Genomic DNA, 18,858 nt, shown 5'->3' with positions numbered 1-18,858 from the left:
CCGTCTTCAGTCGGGGAATGGCAATATTCACCATATATGTCCTAGCAATGGCAAAGTACATTGATTACGTCAATTATGCGGCGCACTATCCACCACGGAGGATGGAGTTTTACGACACGCCGTACCGATGAACCCAGGAATGAACGAATGCCGATTTTGAACAGAGCCGCCGAACTCCAGCAGGAAGTCAGCGAATGGCGGCATCACCTGCATGAAAATCCCGAGATTTTGTATGACGTCGACAACACCGCAGCCTTTGTTGCGGAGAAGCTGAAGTCCTTTGGCGTTGACGAAATCGTGACCGGGATCGGGCGCACAGGTGTGGTCGGAATCATCAGGGGCAATCTTCCAGGCAACCGCACGATCGGCTTTCGGGCAGATATGGACGCGCTGCCCATCGTCGAGGAAACCGGCAAAGCCTGGGCATCGAAAACGCCCGGCGCCATGCACGCCTGCGGCCACGACGGCCACACCGCGATGCTTCTCGGCGCAGCGAAATACCTCACCGAGACCCGCAATTTTGCCGGCTCGATCGCTGTCATTTTTCAGCCGGCGGAAGAAGGCGGCGCCGGCGCGCTCGCCATGGTCGAAGATGGCCTGATGGACCATTTCGGCATCAACGAAGTGTATGGCATGCACAATATGCCGGGCATTCCGCTGGGTGCCTTTGCCATCCGCAAGGGCGGCATCATGGCCGCACCTGATAAGTTTTCGATCACCGTCAAGGGCCGCGGCGGCCATGCTGCCCAGCCTCACCGGACCATCGATCCAATCACCATCGGCGCACAGATCGTCGGCAACCTGCAAATGATCGCCTCGCGCAACGCCGACCCCATCCGCTCGGTTGTCGTCTCCGTCACCCGGTTTCATGCGGGCTCCAGCCATAACATCATTCCCAACGAGGCGGTGATTGCCGGCACGGTCCGCAGTCTTGACGAAACGGTGCGCGATCTGGCGCAGGAGCGCATCAAGCAGATGGCGGAAGGCATTGCGCTTGCCAATGGCGCGGAAGCGGACGTCGTTTATGAGCGCTATTGCCCGGTGACCTTCAACCATTCCGAAGAGACAGATCACGCCATCGCCGTCGCGCGGGACGTAGCCGGTGAGCGCAACGTCGATCCCGATGTCGATCCGTCCATGGCAGGCGAAGATTTTTCCTTCATGCTAAAAGAACGCCCCGGTTGCTTCATCTTCATCGGCAACGGCGACACAGCGGGCCTCCACAATCCCGGCTATGATTTCAACGACGACGCGATCGCTTACGGCATCTCCTATTGGGTCAAACTTGCCGAGCAACGGCTTGCGGCCTGATTGGGGCTGGAGGACGACGAGCGCGAGATGGTACGAACCTGAGCCGCAGTTTAAGTTGAGGTTCGATTGGCAGGCGAGCCAGATCGCGCCACCCAAGCGATGCTGGTGATGTCAGCGGGTTTGCTTGCATCGAGAAACAAAAAGCTGACGTCGATGGCAATGCTGAACCCGTGGGCAATTGGGTCTAGCGTGTGCCTGCCATGCCGGCTAATGGCGGCTGCACCCGGCAACGGCCCGAAAGCAGCGCGCAAAGGAGACCGAGCCTCTGCCTTTCAAATCGCTAGCATTTTTGTGGATTCGATAACCCATAAGGGCGTCATCCCGCATTCCGCTACCAAAAGGATAGGAAGGCGCCAACTTTGGAGTATGGGCCTCTCCGTATCGTGAGTTCATTAGTCCTTACGACCAGCTTGCCGCCCGTTTTCCCGTCGCCAAGAATGCTCCTTCAAACGGAAGATTTGGGGAGAAAAAAGCGTGAGGATGATCTTCCTGAACAGATACGGCTTTCCCGACCAGTCGGCAACGAGCCGCATGATATCATCGCTCGCCTTTTCAATGGCCCAGCGCGGACTGGATGTGATTGTCGTTGCAAGTCGCGAAATCCATGATCACCCGGGCAGCGTGCTGCCCACAACAGACACAGTTCGAGGGATTGCTATCGTACGGCTGGCGAGCGGCCGTTTCGGTCGGCACAGCCTCATGCGCCGCAGCATTGATTATCTTCTCTTTCAGGTGCTGGCATTCGTTTGGCTCCTGCGCAACGTTCGGGCGACGGATACGGTGGTTGTCTGCACCGATCCTCCGCTCCTTTCCGTCATGAGCAGCGTTGCGATCCGCCTCAAGGGGGCGCTCATGGTGAACTGGATCATGGACCTTTTTCCGGAGACAGCAACGGAGCTTGGATTTTTCAGGAAACGCGCACGGTGGGTTGGGCCATGGCTGACGCAGGCGCGCAACTGGTCTCTGCGATCCCCCGGCATGGTCGTCTGCCCGACCGACAAGATGGCCGAATTCATTTTCACGCAAGGCATCTCAAAAGACCACGTCAGCGTCCTGCATCACTGGTCGGATGGGGAGGAAATCTATCCCGTCTCGCCCCAGGATAACAGCCTGCGGAAAGCGTGGGGACTGCAGGATGTGTTTGTCGTGGGTTATTCAGGAAACTTCGGGCGGGCGCATGAGTTCGGCACTATGCTGGCAGCGGCAAAACGTCTGGAGCACCGGGCAGATATTCAGTTCCTTCTGATTGGCGGCGGACACCAGCACGCGGCTGTGAAAACCGCCGTTCTTGATCTCGGTCTTCAGAACGTCATCTTCAAGCCGCTGCAGCCCGTTGAGAAACTGGCTGAAAGCCTCAGCGTTGCAGATGTACATCTCGTCTCACTGCTGCCGGAACTGGAACATTGCATCATTCCAAGCAAATTCTATGGCATCCTGGCGGCCGGAAGGCCGACAATCTTCGTTGGCGATCATGATGGAGAGGTGCCGCGCGTTTTAAGAGCCAAAGGGTGCGGCAGCAACGTCGAAATCGGCGAGACCGATAAGCTCTGCAGCATCATCGAAAAGCTCTGCGACAACCCGAACACCGCGGCAGAAATGGGGGATGCGGCAAGGCGGCTGCTTTGTACCGACTATTCCCGAGAAAGGGCGGCAGACGCCTGGGAGGGACTGATCGCCAGGCTGCGGACTGTCGCGCCTTCCGGGGCCCCTCTCGCTCAAGGTATCTCGCCATGAAAGACAAAGTCGTCGTCAGTCAGCTCGGCGCCCGCATGCATTATGCCGTACCGAGAATATTTGCATCCGCTGGCAGGCTGGCGCATTTTTATACCGACATATGCGCCACCAAAGGCTGGCCGAGAATCGTCAATTCGTTTCCGGCGACGTTTTACCCGCCACCGGTCAGACGTTTGGCGGGTCGGCTGCCCAAAGGCGTGCCGACGGCGCTGACGACCGTGTTTTCCGGCTTTGGCCTCCGTTCCGTTCTGCGCCACATGCGCGCCAGAGACGTTGTGGAAGAGACCTCTCACGCGATCTGGGCCGGATCAGTTTTTTCAGAGAGGGTGGCCCGGCGCGGCTTCCATGGCGCGGCTGGGCTCTATGCCTTCAGCGGCGACGCACTTGAACAGATGCGGGCAGCAAAGCAGCAGGGCCTTTGGACCGCAGTCGAGCAGATGATCGCGCCCCGTGACGTTGTCGAAGCGCTTTTGGCACAGGAGATGGCGCGGTTTCCCGAATGGACCGGCCCGGCGCAGGATAATCCGCACGCGCGCCTATTCGCCGACCGGGAGAAAGCGGAGTGGCAGCTTGCGGATGTCATTGTCTGCCCGTCGGAATTTGTTCGCAAGCACGTTGTCGCGTGCGGTGGGCCGCAAGCCAGGTGTGTGGTCGTTCCCTATGGAGTCAATGCTGCCGCTGCGATCGACAGACAAGCACGCATGCCAGGACCGATCAGGGTTCTGACCGTGGGCGAAGTCGGATTGCGCAAGGGGTCGCCCTATGTCGTGGAAGCCGCCCGACTGATGGAGGATCGTGCCCGCTTCCGGATGGCGGGCCGCGTTCGCGCACACGATGACGTCAAGCAACAGATATCGCAGTGGGTTGAACTGAGAGGGATCGTGCCGCGCGCGCAGATCATCGAGGAGTTTCGGTGGGCGGATGTCTTCCTGCTGCCGTCGCTTTGCGAAGGGTCTGCGACCGCCGTCTATGAGGCGCTGGCAGCCGGCCTGCCAGTGATAACAACGGAGAACACCGGCACTGTCGTGCGCGATGGCATCGAAGGTTTCATCGTTCCTGTCTGCGATGCAGAAGCTATCGCAACTGCCGTGCGTGCGCTCGCCGACAATCCCGAGCTGAGGCGGACCATGTCCGCCAATGCCCTTCTGCGCGCGGCCGAACATACAGTGGAGTCTTATGGGGAACGGCTTCTCGCTGCGCTTTCCGGGCCACATCTGTCGAAGCCTGTGGGTCTTTGCCTGGCGGATGAAGCGCGATAGCTGGGGAGCAAAGACATATGAAGATCATCCACGTCATCGCTGCGATCGATCCCAAATACGGCGGGTTACAGGCCGTTGCCATGCGCCTTGCCGCCGCACAGGCGGGCCTCGGCCTTGATGTGCATATCGTCAGCCATGGCGACGCCGCGATCGAGGCACAGGTCAAGGAAATCGGCCGCAGCATACCACATTTCGAGCATGTCCACTGGCACCTGCTGCCGCCGGCCGGGAGCATGGAGACGCTGTTCTGCTTCAGTGGCCGACGTGTACTGAAAGCCCTGCTGAAAGATGCCTCTTTCATGCATATTCACGGCGTCTGGGAGCCCTTTCTGCTCTATGCTTCCAAACTCGCCCGCGCCGCTGGCGTACCCTACTGCATTTGCCCGGCCGGCATGCTGGATCACTGGAGCCTCGGGCAGAGATCGTGGAAGAAGAAGATCGCCTTGATGCTCTGCTATCGCAAGATGCTGAACGAGGCGGCGTTTCTGCATCTGCTGAACATCGATGAAATGGCAGCTGTTGCGCCGCTGAAATTCCACGCACGCAATCTGATCATACCGAACGGCGTTTTTGCCGAGGAGTTCGATCCTCTTCCCGCCCGGGGGCATTTCAAGCGGAAAATTGCCCTGGCGCATGGCAGGCGTTACATTCTGTTTCTGTCCCGCCTCCACGTCAAAAAGGGTATCGATATTCTTGCCTCGGCCTTTGCGGCTATCTGTGAAACCTATGTCGATGTCGATCTCGTCGTGGCAGGCCCACCGGGTGGAGCCGAGGGCCAGTTCATGCATCTGGTCAACAAGCTGAATATTCGGAACCGCGTCTTTATGGTCGGGGCCATTTACGGTGAAGCAAAGCTCCAAGCCATGGTCGACGCAGACTGCTTCTGTCTGCCCAGCCGGCAGGAGGGTTTCAGCATGGCGATCACCGAAGCGCTTGCCTGTGCCACACCTGTGGTGATCACCGACCAGTGCCACTTTCCCGAGGTGGGTTCTGCCGATGCCGGGATCATCGTCGCGGTTGACGCAGCCGAAGTTGCCAAGGGCTTGGCAACTGTGCTCAGCAACCCCGCCAAGGCGAGAACGATGGGTGAAAACGGTCGCCGGCTTGTGCTGGAAAAATTCACCTGGCCGTCTATCGCCCAAGCGACGCTGGAGGGCTATCGGCTGAGCGCGTTGGAGGCCGCCGCGTCTTGACGGCGGGAGCCGACGGGTCTTGCCGGGTTGCCGACATAGATCGTCCACGGCTCCAGAGACTTCGCCGTGACGGCGCGTGCGCCGAGCACTGCCCCCTTGCCGACGATGACACCGGGACCGACGAAGGCTTCCGCAGCCACCCAGGCGTCCTCCTCGATCACCACAGGCCGCTTCACCAGGGGAAACGCGCTGTCCTGAACATCATGCGACCCGGTGCACAGATGGGCACGTTGTGAAACCGAGGCATAGGGGCCGATGGTGATCATGTCGACGTTGTAACAGATCACGCCAGGCCCAAGAGATGCATGGCGTTCCATGACGAGATGCCCCGGCCACCACACAATCACGCTGGAATACACCATTGCCGTGGCATCCAGGCGCGCGCCAAAACTGCGCAGGAGAAAATTGCGCCAACGGCGCATCGGCGGCGGCGTCCAGCTGGCGAGAAGCCGCCAGACGATCATCCATCCCAGCCGTTTCAATCGGAAATGCAATGCGAAGGTCGGACCTCCGAAACGCGGCAGGGGCGTCGTCGCATGCTGAAAACCGGGATCGTCGTATCGTGAACGCATCGCCTATCCTCCGGCCTGAGACGTCAAAGATGGTATTTCGTACCGGCGCTGCTGTACGCGCGCTGGTATGACGGCAAATGCCAGCGCCGGCGCTGCGAACATCAGCATATGCACCCAGACCATGAGAACCCAGTCGGTCTGGTGCGATATGGCGTGCATGGAAGGTATGATAGACAGGAGATAGGTGAATTGCGCGGCAAACTCGCCCGTGTTGGCGGTCACCCAGATCCGGCGCACCAGATAGGCGAGCAGGAAAAACTTGAACGCTCCCAGGTACCAGAACGATCCGAAGGCGTCCGCCATCCCGGTCTCCGTCGTGCCGAGGACTGGATTGTAGTCACGCGATTGTACCGGTACCGGCAGCATGAAGGATTGCTTGACCTCAACGCCCACGAGTTGCGCGGGCACGAAGTTGAACACCAGCCTGTTCCAGTGGAACTTGCCGTAATCGAATTGCAGCGTGTTTGCGGTATTGTCGATCCGCATGATCGCATTGCGCATCTCGTCGCCGCCATCCCGGAAGACTTTTTCAAGATTGCCGATGACATCTATTTTCTTGATGTCATCCCAGACGGGCGCGTCGTTGGCCTTGGTGATGGCGCGGTAATCGCCCATGCTGTTCATCGTGAGCGTGCCAAGAACAAGCGCAATGATGACGAAGATCCGCGGGATGGCCCACCCCTTGTAAAACCACCATGCCAGCGCGAACATCATGATGAGTTCCACTGCTTCGGCGCGCTTTCCGGTGATGATGATGCGATCCAGATAAAAGACCAGATCAAACGCAAGGACGGCCAGTGCCAGCCAGGAAAATCGTCGCGCAAGGCAAAGCACGGCAATCGCGAGACCATAGCTCAACAGCCGCGAAAAGAAGATGTACATGACAGGGACACCGGTCATCTGCACTGCGATGGTCAGCTCTCCCGGCAGTCGGCTAAGCATGAAATAGAAATAGGCGCCGGCGACTGAAAGAACGGCTGCGACGAGGAGCAAACGTGTCTCATCGAAATCGATCCGGAAGAATGCAAAGGGTCTCGCCTTTCTGCTCCATCCCCACCAGCACATGAAGAGGCACAGCATCATGAAGATGGCGGTTCTGGCAAACGCGCCTTCCGGCAGGAATCTTTCAGACGCAAGGCCGGGAACCTGCGGCAAGATGAAACTGAACGTGATGACGCCCGTCAGGAACGGGAACTCGTAAATTCGTTCCCGCCGCATCATTCCCCAACAGATGAGCAGGACAACACCACCGAAGAGGCAAAAAACCAGAAGCGTGTTCATGAGGCGAGTCCAGCTTGAACTGGCGGCAAATCCCGCACGAAACTGCTTCTGAGGTCGTAAAAGACTGTTTTGGCGTATTCTTTGAAAACCTGCACACCGTCGGCGCTGAAGGCAAGCCGCCACAGCGGCACGGCTCTGTGCGCAGGAAGCGAAATCCACTCGATTTGAGGCATCACAAACCGAAAGCGCTTCACCGCGCGGCGCGAATGAAACCAGCTCGTGACGAGGATCGCGCGCCTTGCTCGCATTTCAATCAGTATCGGCTCTGCGAAGGTCGCGTTTTCCCATGTGCTGAGCGAAAGACATTCTTTCGATATGGCTTGGACATTGACCCCCAACCGCACCAGCATGTCACGGATGAAGTCGCAATCCCCATAGCCCGTCACCAGAACGAGGGGCGCTAGTCCGTCATGCCAGAGTTTCGCCGCCTGAGTAGCTCGAGGAGGCCCGTCACCGCCGAGAACCACGATGACATCGGCTTGGCCGGGCGGATCCTCCACGACGAGAAGAGATCCGGCTGAAACCAGGGACAGCCCGTACAGGCCGACCGCACTGAAGATGATGATGCCGAGGCAGTTCCAGTTGCGTTTAGGCAGCCAGTTTTTTTCGATGTTGCGCGACATGCGCCAATGCCAGGTCCGTTGTTTCGAAACGGGCTTTGAGGGACTTCGCGTTCCGGGCCACGGCGATTTCATGATGCCATTACTCTTCACTCGGCGCTTGTATCGCCCTTGGCTCCGTCGCGGCGGTGGCAGCGACCGGGAGACGTGCTGCCTCGCGGTAGAGATCGAAGTTGCTGCCCCTGTGAAGCCAGGTTTTTGAGAAATAACCCGTCGCGGCAAGGACGAACGCGGTATGAAGAGCAATCGGTATCAGAAGGCCGGCTGCCATCATTTCCGCCGGAACACCGGCTTTTATTCCGGCAAAACCGATGCCGCCGCAGATGAAGGAAATAACGACCAGCGTGTTCGTTGCCGCTGCCGGGGTAAAACCGTAATCCAGAAGCAGATGATGAAAGTGCCAGCGATCGGCTGACATTGGACTGCGCCCGTGCATGATACGACGGACAATCAGGCTGAGCGTATCGGTGATCGGCAGAATGACGATCCACAACAGAGCCGGAAACGAGACGGCGCTGCTCTTGGTCGCCAACAGGACGATCACATAGGCAATCGTCGCACCCAGCGCAGTACTGCCCGCATCACCGAGGAAGATGCTCGCCCGTGCACGCCATGGACCACGCATGTTGAAAACCAAAAAAGCACAAAGGCATACGCAGAGTGCCTGAAGCGGCGCGATGATGTCGCCGACACCGGCGAATATCGCCACGATCATCAGCCAGATCAGCGCGACACCTGCCGTGCCGCCAGCAAGCCCGTCGACGCCGTCGAGCATGTTCCACGAATTCACCAGCCCGGTCACGAAGAGAACGCCAATGACGAAAAACAAAGGCAGGAACAGATCCGAATGCTGCGTGAAGAGAACGCCGACGGAGAGAGAGCCGATATTGGCGCCGCCTACGAGAGCAATCGCCATTGCCAGTTGCATGACAAGGCGTCCTCCTGCGGGCAACGGCCGGCGATCATCGACGACACCCATCAGCAGGATGACGGCCAGTCCGAGCCAGAAGTTCATGCCGAGAGCGGCGCTCCACCCGCCGACGAAGGCGGAAACAGCAAAAGCGGAAAAGATCGCTATGCCACCGCAAAGCGGAACGGCGCCGGTGTGGCGTTTGCGGATTAGATCGGGGCGATCCACGAGCTGATAGGCGACGGTCAGGCGCCTGAGAACGACGATGAGGGACACGCACAGGACGAAAGTAGCGATGGTGTTGAAGAATATCCCCGACATGTCTGATCCCCCCGGATGAACCTCGGCGGAGCATCCGCAAGACCCGCCTCCTGCCGATCCTAAAAAACAGCGGCCCTGAGGGGTATGCGGGCAAAAGGCGTGTGAAATCCATCAAAGGGAGGGGGTGTCGACATCAATGTCTACCCTCCCTACCCCCGAACCGGATCGACCATCGAAAGAGCTAGGTTTGAGACCTTGACGACAAACGGCCACAAAGGGCCGACTCGGCGGCGAGTGGAGCTGTTGCGGGCGATCATTCCTGAGCTGAGAGAACGGCGATCCAGTCCTGGAAGCCAAAAGCATTGGCCGATGCCGGCACCGTTATGTTGCGAAGACCGCTGCGGCCAAGGCGAACGATCGGTTCGATATAAAGTCCGTTCGACGGATCGTACCAGTGAAGCACCTTCTCGCCTGCCGCCAAACTGTCGAGATCAATCGCAACGGAAGGCGTGTCGAGATAGATCACGGCGAAAGAGCCATCCCTGTCACGCGCCGCAAATGCGCCCGCATCGCCTTTCAGCAGGCTGCCCTGATCGGGCACGAGCTTCCACCGTGCCAGTTGCCTGAAAAGCGTTGCCAGATGCGTGATGCTTTGCGCACCACGGCTGCTTAACGAGCTTTGCCAGCTGTCCTTCGCGTCATAGAGCCCGGCGGCGGAGAAATGCCATACCGGATTGTTGCCGAAGACCTGGCCGCCCGCTCCCGAAAGCAGCGCACCATAGGCAATGAGACGAACCTGCCGTTCCTTGACATTGTTTTCGCCCTCATAGGCGCTTTCGATGAGGAAAAAAGGGCGTCTCGGTCCAGATCGGTACCGATTGAGCACCGCCGCCGCGACATCGCCGTACGTATAGACCGAATCGATATCGAGCCAGGAAGCGTCGCGCCAAAAATCATTCGTCACCGTATCGGGATTGCCATGCACGGTCTGTAATGCGGAGGGATCAGTTTCTCTGATGCCCATGGCGACAGCCGTCACCAGAGCACGATCGGGCGGATCATAATCGCCGCCCTGGACCCAGATGATGTTCGGGTACTTCGCAAAACGTTGGCCAACATATCGTCCATATTCCCGCAGCTTTTCAGGCCCGGCCGCGACCATTTCCTGATACCATCCTTCCGGGCCACCGCGTGCGCCGCTATAGGCCGGACAGAGAAGCACCAGCATGTTGCGACGAGCGGCTGCCTTTATGACTTCTTCCGCCCTGTCGAAATAGGCCTTGTTCGGTTGCCCGAAGGCATCGCCTTCGAAGGGTCTTTCGCCGTAGAAGTTTGCTGGCGCCTTGCGGGAGAACTGGTGCTCGATCAACGAGACAAGGACGGTGTTAAACCCCTGCCTCTTTCGGGTTTCCAGATAAAATTCCGTATCGGATATAGACGTATCGCCGATGAGCGACCACGCACTGTCCCCGACGATCAGGAATGGCAAACCCTTGCTGTCTTCGAGATAACGCCCGTCCTGCGCCGTCCTCAGCGGAAAAACGCTGTCCTGTGCGATACAGGCTGAGGACATGCATAGCCAAAGAAGGAGGAAGGCGCGCAAATGTCCAAGTCGGCCATGATAGCTGATCATCGCTTCAGAGCCGTTCACGAACGACACGCAGCCAGTTTTTCAAAGGCAACGGCAGATAGGTTCTAAGGCCGGGTCGCAACCCGGCGGGAATGGACCAGTCCTCCATTTTGAGCACTTTCGACAGGCCGGGACGATCGTTCAGCGTCATGGAAATGACGTCGTGATAGCGAGCAGCCATCCGCTCGATGCTGAAGCGGTTCAGGACCATTTCCTTTCCCGCGATCGACATCCGCTCGAGAAGGTCGCGATCGGCGTGCAAGCGCGCGATCGCATTGGCCGCTGCCGTATAATTGCCGATCGGGAACAGGAAGCCGTTTTGGCCCGGCACGACAATCGTATCGGTCACGCCGCGAATATGAGACACGACCGGGACGCAGCCGCCGGCCATTGCCTCGATCATCGTCATGCCAAGCCCCTCGAAGCGGGACGGCATGATGAGAACATCATGGCTCGCCATGATGACTGGTATGTCTGAAAGCTGCACGGATCCTGCGTAATTGACGCGACCACCATGGCGGTCCAGCCTTCGTCTGAGCTTGCCCATATCCGGCCCATCTCCGACGATCGTCAGGCGCACCGCCTCGGGCGACCCGTCCAATATTTCCCGCAGCCACATCACGCCTTTCGATGCATCTTCAATACGGCCGACGAAAAGAGCCTTGAGTTCCGGCCCCCGGTTGACGCGCCGAACCGCCTGGCGACGAAACGCATCGCTGTCCACTGCATTCGGGATTGCGTAAGTGCGATCCTTCGAAAAGCCGTTGCGCGCGATGAGATCGGCGCAGCACCGCTCCGATACGCCGATCGTGACATGGGCATAGTCCCGCACGGCGCGGGCGGCCGCATATGTTCCAGGCGAGATATTATGGACGACGAGGATACGCAGGATACCCTCGGGCAGATAGCGCGCGATGTTTGTCTGCAACTGATCGCCGAGAACATTGACGATCACACCGTCGAACCCGCCTTCTTCGATGGCGGTCGCCATGCGCGCTGCACATTCGCGTTCGCTGAGATTGACGGGCATGCGCAGCAATTGCCCGAATGCCCTCTCACCCTGCAGATCGAGTGGCACGCCGTAAGTTTCCTTGCATACGCCGAGCCATCGCACGTCCATGCCATAGTCGGCGAGGCCTTTGCGAAGATGTTTGAAGACGGAATAGGTGCCGCCGATATGGGGAAGGACAAAATAGGCAAGCTTCATGGCGCACCCTCGCTCATTCATCCACAGCCATGCCGCTACGATCAAAGGCGGATGGTTCGAGTGGCGGCTAGTGCGACATACTAAGAAGCCACGGAATGACAGTCAGTTGCATCTTAGGCTTAGCTGTTTCTTCTTTTGAGAGGTTTGCTTGGCTGAAACTATTCGTTTGGCGTAAGACGCGACCCGAAGGACGGTGTGGGGTCGTGCTGATCCAAGGGATATCAATGCCATATCGAGCGTGTCGGCGCCGGGCTGCGATGGGAAAATAAATGAGGATCACTCTCCTTGGACAATTTGGCTCGGGCAATTCGGGCAATGACGGGTCGCTGGAAGCCATGCTCCTTTATCTGCGCAGGATGAGGCCCGATGCCGATCTCCTATGCATCTGCGCAAGTCCGACCGTCGTAAGCGCGAAGTTCAACATTCGCGCGATGGGTGCCGGGGGGCCTCCTATGACCAATGCCTGGATGAGGCAATTGGACAAACTACTCGGCAAGGTGCCTCGACGGCTCATGCTCTTGGTCAGCGCCCTCTTGAGTTTCGACAAGGCTGACCTGATGATCATTCCGGGGACCGGCATCCTCGACGATTTTCAGGAAAGGTGGTTCGGCTGGCCCTTTGTCGTATTTTGCTGGTGTCTTGTCGCCCGCCTTCGTAACACGCGCATCGCCTTCGTCAGCATCGGTGCCGGTCCAATGAAGAACCGTCTCAGCCGCTGGTTCCTGCGCTCGGCCGCACAGATGGCCTCCTATCGATCCTATCGGGACGATTTCTCGCTCAACTACATGAAAATGATCGGTGTCGATGTGTCGCAAGACCACCGTTACCCCGATATCGCCTTTGATCTTCCTGTTCCTGTGCCCCACCGGCAGAGCCAGGGCAACGGCGCTATGAAGATAGGCGTCGGGGTCATGGACTATCGCGGCTGGCGTCACAATGATCCCGACTCCGTCAGGATCTACACGACCTACATCCACAAGCTCTCACGGCTCGTGAGCTGGTTGATCGGTGAAGGACACCGGATCACCCTTTTGATGGGGGACATTACTGACAGGGTTGCCTGTGCGGATTTGATGTTTCTGCTGACGGATATGCTCTCCGAGGACGAGCTGGCCCAGATCGACATCAGCTCGGCCGCAACGCTGCGCGATATCATGCAACAGATGGCGGCAATCGACCTTGCCGTCGTGTCGAGATATCATGGAGCGGTCTGCTCCCTGAAACTCGGAAATCCGACAATATCCATAGGTTATGCCCGCAAGTTCGATGATTTGATGACTGATTTCGACCAGGAGAGATTCTCCCGGCATATCGACACGTTCGAAGTCGATGAAGTCATCGAGCTGGTGAAGGAGATACTCGCCGGAGCAGGAGCTGTGCGGCAGCGGATTGCCCGCGCCAATGATCGCTTCAAGCGCCAGCTCTCCGAGCAAGAAGCGCTCCTCGGTCGAGAATTTCTCTTAATCGACGCCGTTGCAACACCGCAGAGCGTTACCACTTAGACGCAGGGTCTCGCAACATGATGCTGTCGACGTCACAGCCAAGCTCTTTATTATACGAAGGGAGTAGACCGCACGTTTTCGGACGGCCCTCAGGATACAGCCTTCAAACTGTTTACCCCCAGGGATCCGGCAGCCATCCCAACGGTCAGATGTCCAAGGTCCAGGTTCCACTCTAATTTGACGCGACCGTCGATTATCGGCGACGCTGTCGGAGCCCATCGATGCACAAAGTCCGCCGCGCCTTTTTCATGGCAATGCTGGAACAACACCTCGGAATCGCGATCAATTTCGCTTTGATAGCGATCGTATCGAGACTGCTCTCGCCGGCGGAAGTTGGCTTTGCCGTCATCGGTTACGGGGTGACCTCGGTGATCTTCGCCTTTCGCGAATTCGTTTCTTCCGATTTCCTCATCCAGCTCGATGTCGTTGAACGCGATGACATTAACACGTCGCTCACACTGCTGCTCCTGGTCAGCGGCTTTCTCGGGATCATTCTTTATCTGTGCGGACCGTATCTGGCGAATTTTTACCACCAGCCCGGTCTCCAGCACTATCTTATCCTCGCAATTGCCGCCGTCATGGCCGAAAGCCTGGGCATGCCGGCGTTCTCGATGCTGCGTCGGCGGCTGGCCTTCGGCACCATCGCACGCGTCCGAACCATCGGCCTCGTCGTTATGGCGGTCGTAACAATCTTCACTGCCAGCAAGGGAGGGGGCTTCGTCAGTTTCGCTCTCGGCCTGCTCGTCGGCAACAGCGTTGCGAGCGCCCTTGCCGCCTATGCCGATCCGGCCCAGCGCAAAGCGCGCCTTTCACTCAAATCGTGGCGCCGCATGGCCGAATTCGGCCGCTTCAGGGGCGCCTCCACCATCGTCGACAAGCTATACGAATCCCTGCCGCAACTCGTCCTCGGGTTTGCCATGACCCCGACAGCGGTCGCCATCTACAATCGCGCCAATACCGTCTGCTCCATTCCCGACCGCATCTTCCTCTCGGCAATCTTCTCCTTCGCGTTTCCGGCGCTCGCCGCCGAAGTTCGCGAAGGTGGAGATGTCCGCAGATCCTATCTGCGCGCCCTCAGCTACATCACCGTGCTGTATTGGCCATCGCTGATCATGGTCGCCATTCTCGCCGATCCCATCGTGCGCCTTGCACTTGGAGACCAGTGGCTCGCCGCCGTCGCGATCACACGCATTCTCGCACTTGCGTCGATCTTCTGGTTTCCAATGGTTTTGACAACGCCGTTGCTGATCGCTCTCAACGCCAACCGGGAGGCTTTTCTCGGCAATTTCGTCTGCCGCAGCGTCTCGGCAATCGTGCTCTGCTCTGCCAGCTTTTTCGGCCTGACCGCGGTAGCGCTGAGCCAGTTCGTCACCCTGCCCTTCCAGATGCTTGTCGCCTTCTATCTGGTAAGACGCCATGCGCACTTCAAATTACCCGAACTCTTCGCGGCCATCGGGCCGAGTGCAGCCGTGACCCTTGCCGCGATTGCGGGACCGCTCGCCATATCCGCTTCGATCGGATTCCGCTTCGATTATTCCCTCGCCCAGGCTGGCAGCGCCATCCTTCTTTCGGTGGCCGGTTGGGCGGCCTGCCTGCTTCTTCTGCGTCACCCACTCGTCAGCGAGATACGTTCGACGCTGCATGCTTTCGCCGGACGTCCACGCAGGGCCGGTAGACCTCCTGCGCCAGCTTCCATTTCAGACACCGTCGTTTCCGCAGCGGCTGAACCATGAGCAGCATCGATATCGTCATTCCCAATTACAATTACGGTCGGTTCCTCGAGGGATGCGTTCAAAGTGTCCTTGGCCAGAACATATCGGAAATGCGTATCCTTATTATCGACAACGCCTCCACGGACGACAGTGTTGCGATCGCCCGGTCCCTCGCTACCGCGAATCCCCTCATCGAGACGAGCCTGCACCCCATCAACCTCGGCGGTCACGCGTCTTTCAACGAAGGCATCGATTGGGCTCGGGCGGACTATTTCGCCATCGTCTGCGCTGACGATATGCTGTCGCCTGGAGCACTCGCGCGCGCGATAGAGGCGCTCGACGACAATCCCGGCGCGCATATGGCGTACGGGCGGACCGCCTTCTTCCGTAACGACGCCGAGATAACCTCAAGCATTTGCAGCGATGCCGATGGTATGCAGCTTCATCGCGGCATCGACTTCATCGCCAGGATTTGCGCGACGGGACGCAGCCCGGTGCCGGGTCCACTCGCCGTCACCAGAACGCATATTCAGCACCAAGCCGGTCATTACCGGCCAGCATTGCGTCATACCGACGATGTTGAGATGTGGATGCGGCTCGCGGTGCTGGGTGATATCGTCGAGCTCGATGCCGTACAGAATTTCACGCGTATCCACGGTGCCAACCAATCAGCCACTCTTGACAACGTGCTCGGCTGGAACACCGAAATGGAGGCTGCGCTCGAAAGCTTCTTTGGCAATGAAGGGGCTTTCCTTGAGAATGCAGAAACCCTGCTGAAACGCGGTCGCGCGAGCCTGAGCGACCGCGCCTATTGGTGCGCCCTTTCCAATCTGCTGCGGCGCCGGCCCGGCGCGCGTGCCCTTCTCGCACAGGCAGTTCGCCTCAGACCCGCTTCAGCATTTCTGCCACCGGTAAGGTATCTTATGCGTCGACCAGACGCGTTCCATCGCATTCGCGCGGCAATCGCCCGCCGATAACAATCGCCCGCCAGTTGTTGGTATTGAGCCTATTGTTCGGCATTCAGCACAAGGCGCAGCAGGGCCGGGAGCGAAGCGGATTTCGTTCGCCGCATGATGGAGGCGCGATGATTTTCGACAGTGCGCTGACTGAGCTTCAAATCGGCAGCAATCACCTTGTTGGCCTGTCCCTGAACAATCCGGTCGAGGATCTGCCGTTGCTTGCGGGTAAGCATCGCCAGCGTGGCGCGCGCCGTTTCGCGCCGCTCTTCGCGCTCGTTCGCATCACGCGATCGCTCGAAGGCCAAGAGTACGCTGCGATATATGTCCTGGTAAGAAAAAGGCTTCTCGATGAAATCGGCCGCACCATAACGCATCGCATTAATTGCCATACTGACATCGCTGCGACCCGTTATAACAATCACCGGAAACCGATGGTGTCTTTCTTTCAGCAAACGCAGCAATTCCATGCCGACCATGCCGGGCAAATAGGCGTCGACAAGCAGACAACCTGATCTGTCTGGCTTATAGTCGGCAAGATATTCTTCCGCCGAAACATACGTTGCGACCACCCAGCCCTCACCTTCGAAAAGAGTGCGCAAATTGTCCCTGATGTCTTGCTGGTCGTCGATGACTTCGATGAGCCTGCCCCTCATCGGCTCCATGAATTCAGCTGCGCTTACCTGCGCTGCTCTCTCGCTGGTTTGGCGAACGACCAAAGTCTCAACCGCCTGCACCACGTCCTTGAGTTTCGCCGGCTTGTGCAGATAGGGAATTTCGTGCTGAGCAAAATCGCTCAGGGTCTTGCCTGAAATATCGCCTGTGAGAATGAGCGCCGGAACATTGCGGAAAAGTACCTTCCGGATTTCTTCAATCACAGCGATGCCATTGCCACCGGAAGGAAGATTGTAGTCTGCGAGAATAGCGTCGGGGATGAACTTCAACCCCCGAACAATAGCGGTTGCTTCGGCAGCCCCAGAGGTCGCGGCGACGACGTATCCAGCTTGCTCCAATCCCATCTTGAGCAGATCGCGCATCCCGTTATCGTCTTCGATGATCAAAACCGATGCGGACGAAAGGGCGCCAGCGTGACGCGACCGGCCATCAACGGTCGTGCGCATTTGCGCAAGCGGCTCCCCTGCCGGGGCCCGATCCATCTCGATCATGAATGCGGAACCTTTATGCAATTGCGACCGCACCGCAATCTTTAGTCCAAGAAGGTCGCCAAGCCGCTTGACGATCGATAATCCCAGTCCCAACCCACCGTCTTCCGCACCATCAGGTACATTGAGTTGCAGATATTCCTGAAAGACGTCCTCGATGCGATCGTCGGGAATGCCTATTCCGGTGTCCCACACGTCGAACCGAACCTTTGCACCGCGGCGGCGACAGCCAACCAGGATCGTGCCACTCGGCGTGTACTTCAATGCGTTGGACAGAAGATTGCGAACGACCTGCTCAAACAGACGGGGATCGGTGCGAACGGCCAGGCTGGACGGGACGACACGGAGTTGCAGCCCCGCCGCCTGAGCGGGATAATAGAACTCCCTGAAAAGCTTTCCTAGAAGATCGTCAATCGGGAAGCTCACCATCTGCGGTTCCGCCATCCCTGCTTCGATCTGGTTGATAACTAGAACAGTGTTGAGTATGCCCAGCATCGAAGACAGCGTTTCGCCCATCCTCTGGACGAAAATGCGTGATTGTCCTTCACCCACACTTCTTTCCAAAAGCCCATGCAACAGCTTCAAGGTCTGTAGCGGCTGCCGAAGATCGTGGCTTGCTGCAGAGAGGAATCGCGACTTTGCCTCGGTCGCCCGTTCAGCGGATTTCTTGGCAGCCTCCCTGCTCTCGGCAATCCGTTTCTGCGCGCTTATATCGATGAAGGTGATGACCACTCCATCAATCGTTTCACCCGCGCCCTGACAGGGTTTGACGCGGCGGACATACCAGCACCCATCGGGTCCTTCCACCTGTCTCTCGATTGGGGTGCCTTCGAGGAGCGTCGCCGTCGCATCGGCGTGAAGCGTGACGTCGCCGTCAAACCCGCGAAGGTCCGACAGGGGGCGGCCGACATCGGACGAGAGGATGTCGAAAAGGGAAAGGATAGCCGGTGTGAAGAACCGTATACGAAGACGGGAATCCAAAAAAAGCGTTGGGACATCGGTGCTATGAAGGACATTTAGCAGATCGTTGGAAATCGCCCGCTGACGCTCCAGGGCTTCTTGCAATTGATTATTGCGGACTGTCAGATGTTCATTGAGGGATTCCAGTCTCTTCCTCGACGTAGGGAGTTCCGCCCACGTCTCTGATCCGGACAAGGAAGCGGTCTCCACCGCGACAGTAGAATGAGCCTTGTCACCATCCTTGCTGCGTCCCGCCATAGTCGTTCTCGTTAAAACTGATGCCCATCCAATAGAGATCGACTTTTTCAAGTGTCAGGTTTGGGGCATCGATGATGCCTTGAAAGCAGTCATCGAGGCCTTGGAACGCCTCGTCCTGGCTACAGCCACCAAATCCCATCATCGGCAGGGACGCAGTGAGACCGATGGTCAAAAAGGTGCATTCTCCCAATTCGATCAGCACGCACAGGTTGCTCCCATCCCCAACCAGTGCCTGAACGAAGGATGATAGATCAATCCCTCAGCAATTATAATTCATCCATTATAGTTAGTAGCGCCACGCGAAACATGATGATGGCCTGAAAGAATTA

The 18,858-nt window shown here is 58.2% G+C and carries 15 protein-coding genes; 7 read left to right on the top strand and 8 right to left on the bottom strand.

Annotated features, from left to right (window positions below; genetic code table 11):
* Window positions 1-147: 147 nt before the first annotated feature.
* The 4 genes from FS804_RS15710 to FS804_RS15695 all read left to right on the top strand — a co-directional run bounded on the left by FS804_RS15710 (window position 148) and on the right by FS804_RS15695 (window position 5,497).
* Complete coding sequence (locus FS804_RS15710; RefSeq protein ID WP_144577611.1) at window positions 148-1,311, top strand: M20 aminoacylase family protein; 1,164 nt, start codon at window positions 148-150, stop codon at window positions 1,309-1,311.
* A gap of 480 nt (window positions 1,312-1,791) precedes the next feature.
* Window positions 1,792-3,045 (top strand): glycosyltransferase family 4 protein, encoded by a 1,254-nt coding sequence (locus tag FS804_RS15705; RefSeq protein WP_144578108.1) that lies wholly within the window; start codon window positions 1,792-1,794, stop codon window positions 3,043-3,045.
* On the top strand, window positions 3,042-4,304 hold the full coding sequence (locus FS804_RS15700) for a glycosyltransferase family 4 protein (protein WP_144577609.1): 1,263 nt from the start codon (window positions 3,042-3,044) through the stop codon (window positions 4,302-4,304). Before FS804_RS15705 ends, FS804_RS15700 begins: the two co-directional genes overlap by 4 nt.
* A gap of 17 nt (window positions 4,305-4,321) precedes the next feature.
* Window positions 4,322-5,497 carry a glycosyltransferase gene (locus tag FS804_RS15695; RefSeq protein WP_144577607.1) on the top strand — a complete coding sequence of 392 codons (1,176 nt, stop codon included), beginning with the start codon at window positions 4,322-4,324 and terminating at the stop codon, window positions 5,495-5,497.
* Here the strand turns inward: FS804_RS15695 and FS804_RS15690 are convergent.
* From FS804_RS15690 to FS804_RS15665, 6 genes are all read right to left on the bottom strand, one after another.
* Complete coding sequence (locus FS804_RS15690) at window positions 5,461-6,069, bottom strand: putative colanic acid biosynthesis acetyltransferase (protein WP_144577605.1); 609 nt, start codon at window positions 6,067-6,069, stop codon at window positions 5,461-5,463. The two genes, FS804_RS15695 and FS804_RS15690, sit on opposite strands and share 37 nt — an antisense overlap.
* A 3-nt stretch (window positions 6,070-6,072) precedes the next feature.
* Entirely contained in the window at window positions 6,073-7,350 is a 1,278-nt protein-coding gene (locus FS804_RS15685) for a hypothetical protein (RefSeq protein ID WP_186376824.1), read from the bottom strand.
* Complete coding sequence (locus tag FS804_RS15680; RefSeq protein ID WP_246665900.1) at window positions 7,347-7,973, bottom strand: YdcF family protein; 627 nt, start codon at window positions 7,971-7,973, stop codon at window positions 7,347-7,349. The genes FS804_RS15685 and FS804_RS15680 overlap by 4 nt, the downstream gene beginning before the upstream one ends.
* A 79-nt stretch (window positions 7,974-8,052) precedes the next feature.
* The gene (locus FS804_RS15675; RefSeq protein ID WP_144577601.1) at window positions 8,053-9,201 is read right to left on the bottom strand and encodes an MraY family glycosyltransferase; all 1,149 of its coding nucleotides are present in this window, start codon (window positions 9,199-9,201) and stop codon (window positions 8,053-8,055) included.
* 253 nt (window positions 9,202-9,454) lie between these two features.
* Complete coding sequence (locus FS804_RS15670) at window positions 9,455-10,714, bottom strand: DUF4038 domain-containing protein (protein WP_246665899.1); 1,260 nt, start codon at window positions 10,712-10,714, stop codon at window positions 9,455-9,457.
* A gap of 64 nt (window positions 10,715-10,778) precedes the next feature.
* Window positions 10,779-11,978 carry a glycosyltransferase family 4 protein gene (locus FS804_RS15665; protein WP_144577597.1) on the bottom strand — a complete coding sequence of 400 codons (1,200 nt, stop codon included), beginning with the start codon at window positions 11,976-11,978 and terminating at the stop codon, window positions 10,779-10,781.
* A 269-nt stretch (window positions 11,979-12,247) separates the two neighbouring features.
* Between FS804_RS15665 and FS804_RS15660 the strand changes: the two genes are divergently transcribed.
* From FS804_RS15660 to FS804_RS15650, 3 genes are all read left to right on the top strand, one after another.
* On the top strand, window positions 12,248-13,480 hold the full coding sequence (locus FS804_RS15660) for a polysaccharide pyruvyl transferase family protein (protein WP_144577595.1): 1,233 nt from the start codon (window positions 12,248-12,250) through the stop codon (window positions 13,478-13,480).
* 221 nt (window positions 13,481-13,701) lie between these two features.
* The gene (locus tag FS804_RS15655) at window positions 13,702-15,213 is read left to right on the top strand and encodes an oligosaccharide flippase family protein (RefSeq protein ID WP_144577593.1); all 1,512 of its coding nucleotides are present in this window, start codon (window positions 13,702-13,704) and stop codon (window positions 15,211-15,213) included.
* On the top strand, window positions 15,210-16,169 hold the full coding sequence (locus tag FS804_RS15650) for a glycosyltransferase family A protein (protein WP_144577591.1): 960 nt from the start codon (window positions 15,210-15,212) through the stop codon (window positions 16,167-16,169). The genes FS804_RS15655 and FS804_RS15650 overlap by 4 nt, the downstream gene beginning before the upstream one ends.
* A 29-nt stretch (window positions 16,170-16,198) precedes the next feature.
* On the opposite strand, the gene FS804_RS15645 is transcribed toward FS804_RS15650, so the two are convergent.
* Window positions 16,199-18,580 carry a response regulator gene (locus FS804_RS15645; RefSeq protein ID WP_246665898.1) on the bottom strand — a complete coding sequence of 794 codons (2,382 nt, stop codon included), beginning with the start codon at window positions 18,578-18,580 and terminating at the stop codon, window positions 16,199-16,201.
* Window positions 18,504-18,731 (bottom strand): hypothetical protein, encoded by a 228-nt coding sequence (locus tag FS804_RS15640; protein ID WP_144577589.1) that lies wholly within the window; start codon window positions 18,729-18,731, stop codon window positions 18,504-18,506. Before FS804_RS15640 ends, FS804_RS15645 begins: the two co-directional genes overlap by 77 nt.
* Between the last annotated feature and the right edge of the window lie 127 nt (window positions 18,732-18,858).

Source organism: Agrobacterium sp. DE0009, from assembly GCF_007680755.1.
In the GTDB taxonomy this organism is placed as follows: Bacteria; Pseudomonadota; Alphaproteobacteria; order Rhizobiales; family Rhizobiaceae; genus Agrobacterium; species Agrobacterium tumefaciens_B.
This window is presented reverse-complemented; position numbering and strand designations above follow the sequence as displayed.

Excerpts from the sequence above, each read along its gene's own strand:
- FS804_RS15685 (WP_186376824.1), bottom strand. The coding sequence starts at position 7,350 with ATGAACACGCTTCTGGTTTTTTGCCTCTTCGGTGGTGTTGTCCTGCTC.
- FS804_RS15670 (WP_246665899.1), bottom strand. The coding sequence starts at position 10,714 with ATGTCCTCAGCCTGTATCGCACAGGACAGCGTTTTTCCGCTGAGGACG.
- FS804_RS15700 (WP_144577609.1), top strand. The coding sequence starts at position 3,042 with ATGAAAGACAAAGTCGTCGTCAGTCAGCTCGGCGCCCGCATGCATTAT.
- FS804_RS15705 (WP_144578108.1), top strand. The coding sequence starts at position 1,792 with ATGATCTTCCTGAACAGATACGGCTTTCCCGACCAGTCGGCAACGAGC.
- FS804_RS15655 (WP_144577593.1), top strand. The coding sequence starts at position 13,702 with ATGCACAAAGTCCGCCGCGCCTTTTTCATGGCAATGCTGGAACAACAC.
- FS804_RS15650 (WP_144577591.1), top strand. The coding sequence starts at position 15,210 with ATGAGCAGCATCGATATCGTCATTCCCAATTACAATTACGGTCGGTTC.
- FS804_RS15710 (WP_144577611.1), top strand. The coding sequence starts at position 148 with ATGCCGATTTTGAACAGAGCCGCCGAACTCCAGCAGGAAGTCAGCGAA.
- FS804_RS15680 (WP_246665900.1), bottom strand. The coding sequence starts at position 7,973 with ATGTCGCGCAACATCGAAAAAAACTGGCTGCCTAAACGCAACTGGAAC.
- FS804_RS15690 (WP_144577605.1), bottom strand. The coding sequence starts at position 6,069 with ATGCGTTCACGATACGACGATCCCGGTTTTCAGCATGCGACGACGCCC.
- FS804_RS15675 (WP_144577601.1), bottom strand. The coding sequence starts at position 9,201 with ATGTCGGGGATATTCTTCAACACCATCGCTACTTTCGTCCTGTGCGTG.
- FS804_RS15660 (WP_144577595.1), top strand. The coding sequence starts at position 12,248 with ATGAGGATCACTCTCCTTGGACAATTTGGCTCGGGCAATTCGGGCAAT.
- FS804_RS15695 (WP_144577607.1), top strand. The coding sequence starts at position 4,322 with ATGAAGATCATCCACGTCATCGCTGCGATCGATCCCAAATACGGCGGG.
- FS804_RS15665 (WP_144577597.1), bottom strand. The coding sequence starts at position 11,978 with ATGAAGCTTGCCTATTTTGTCCTTCCCCATATCGGCGGCACCTATTCC.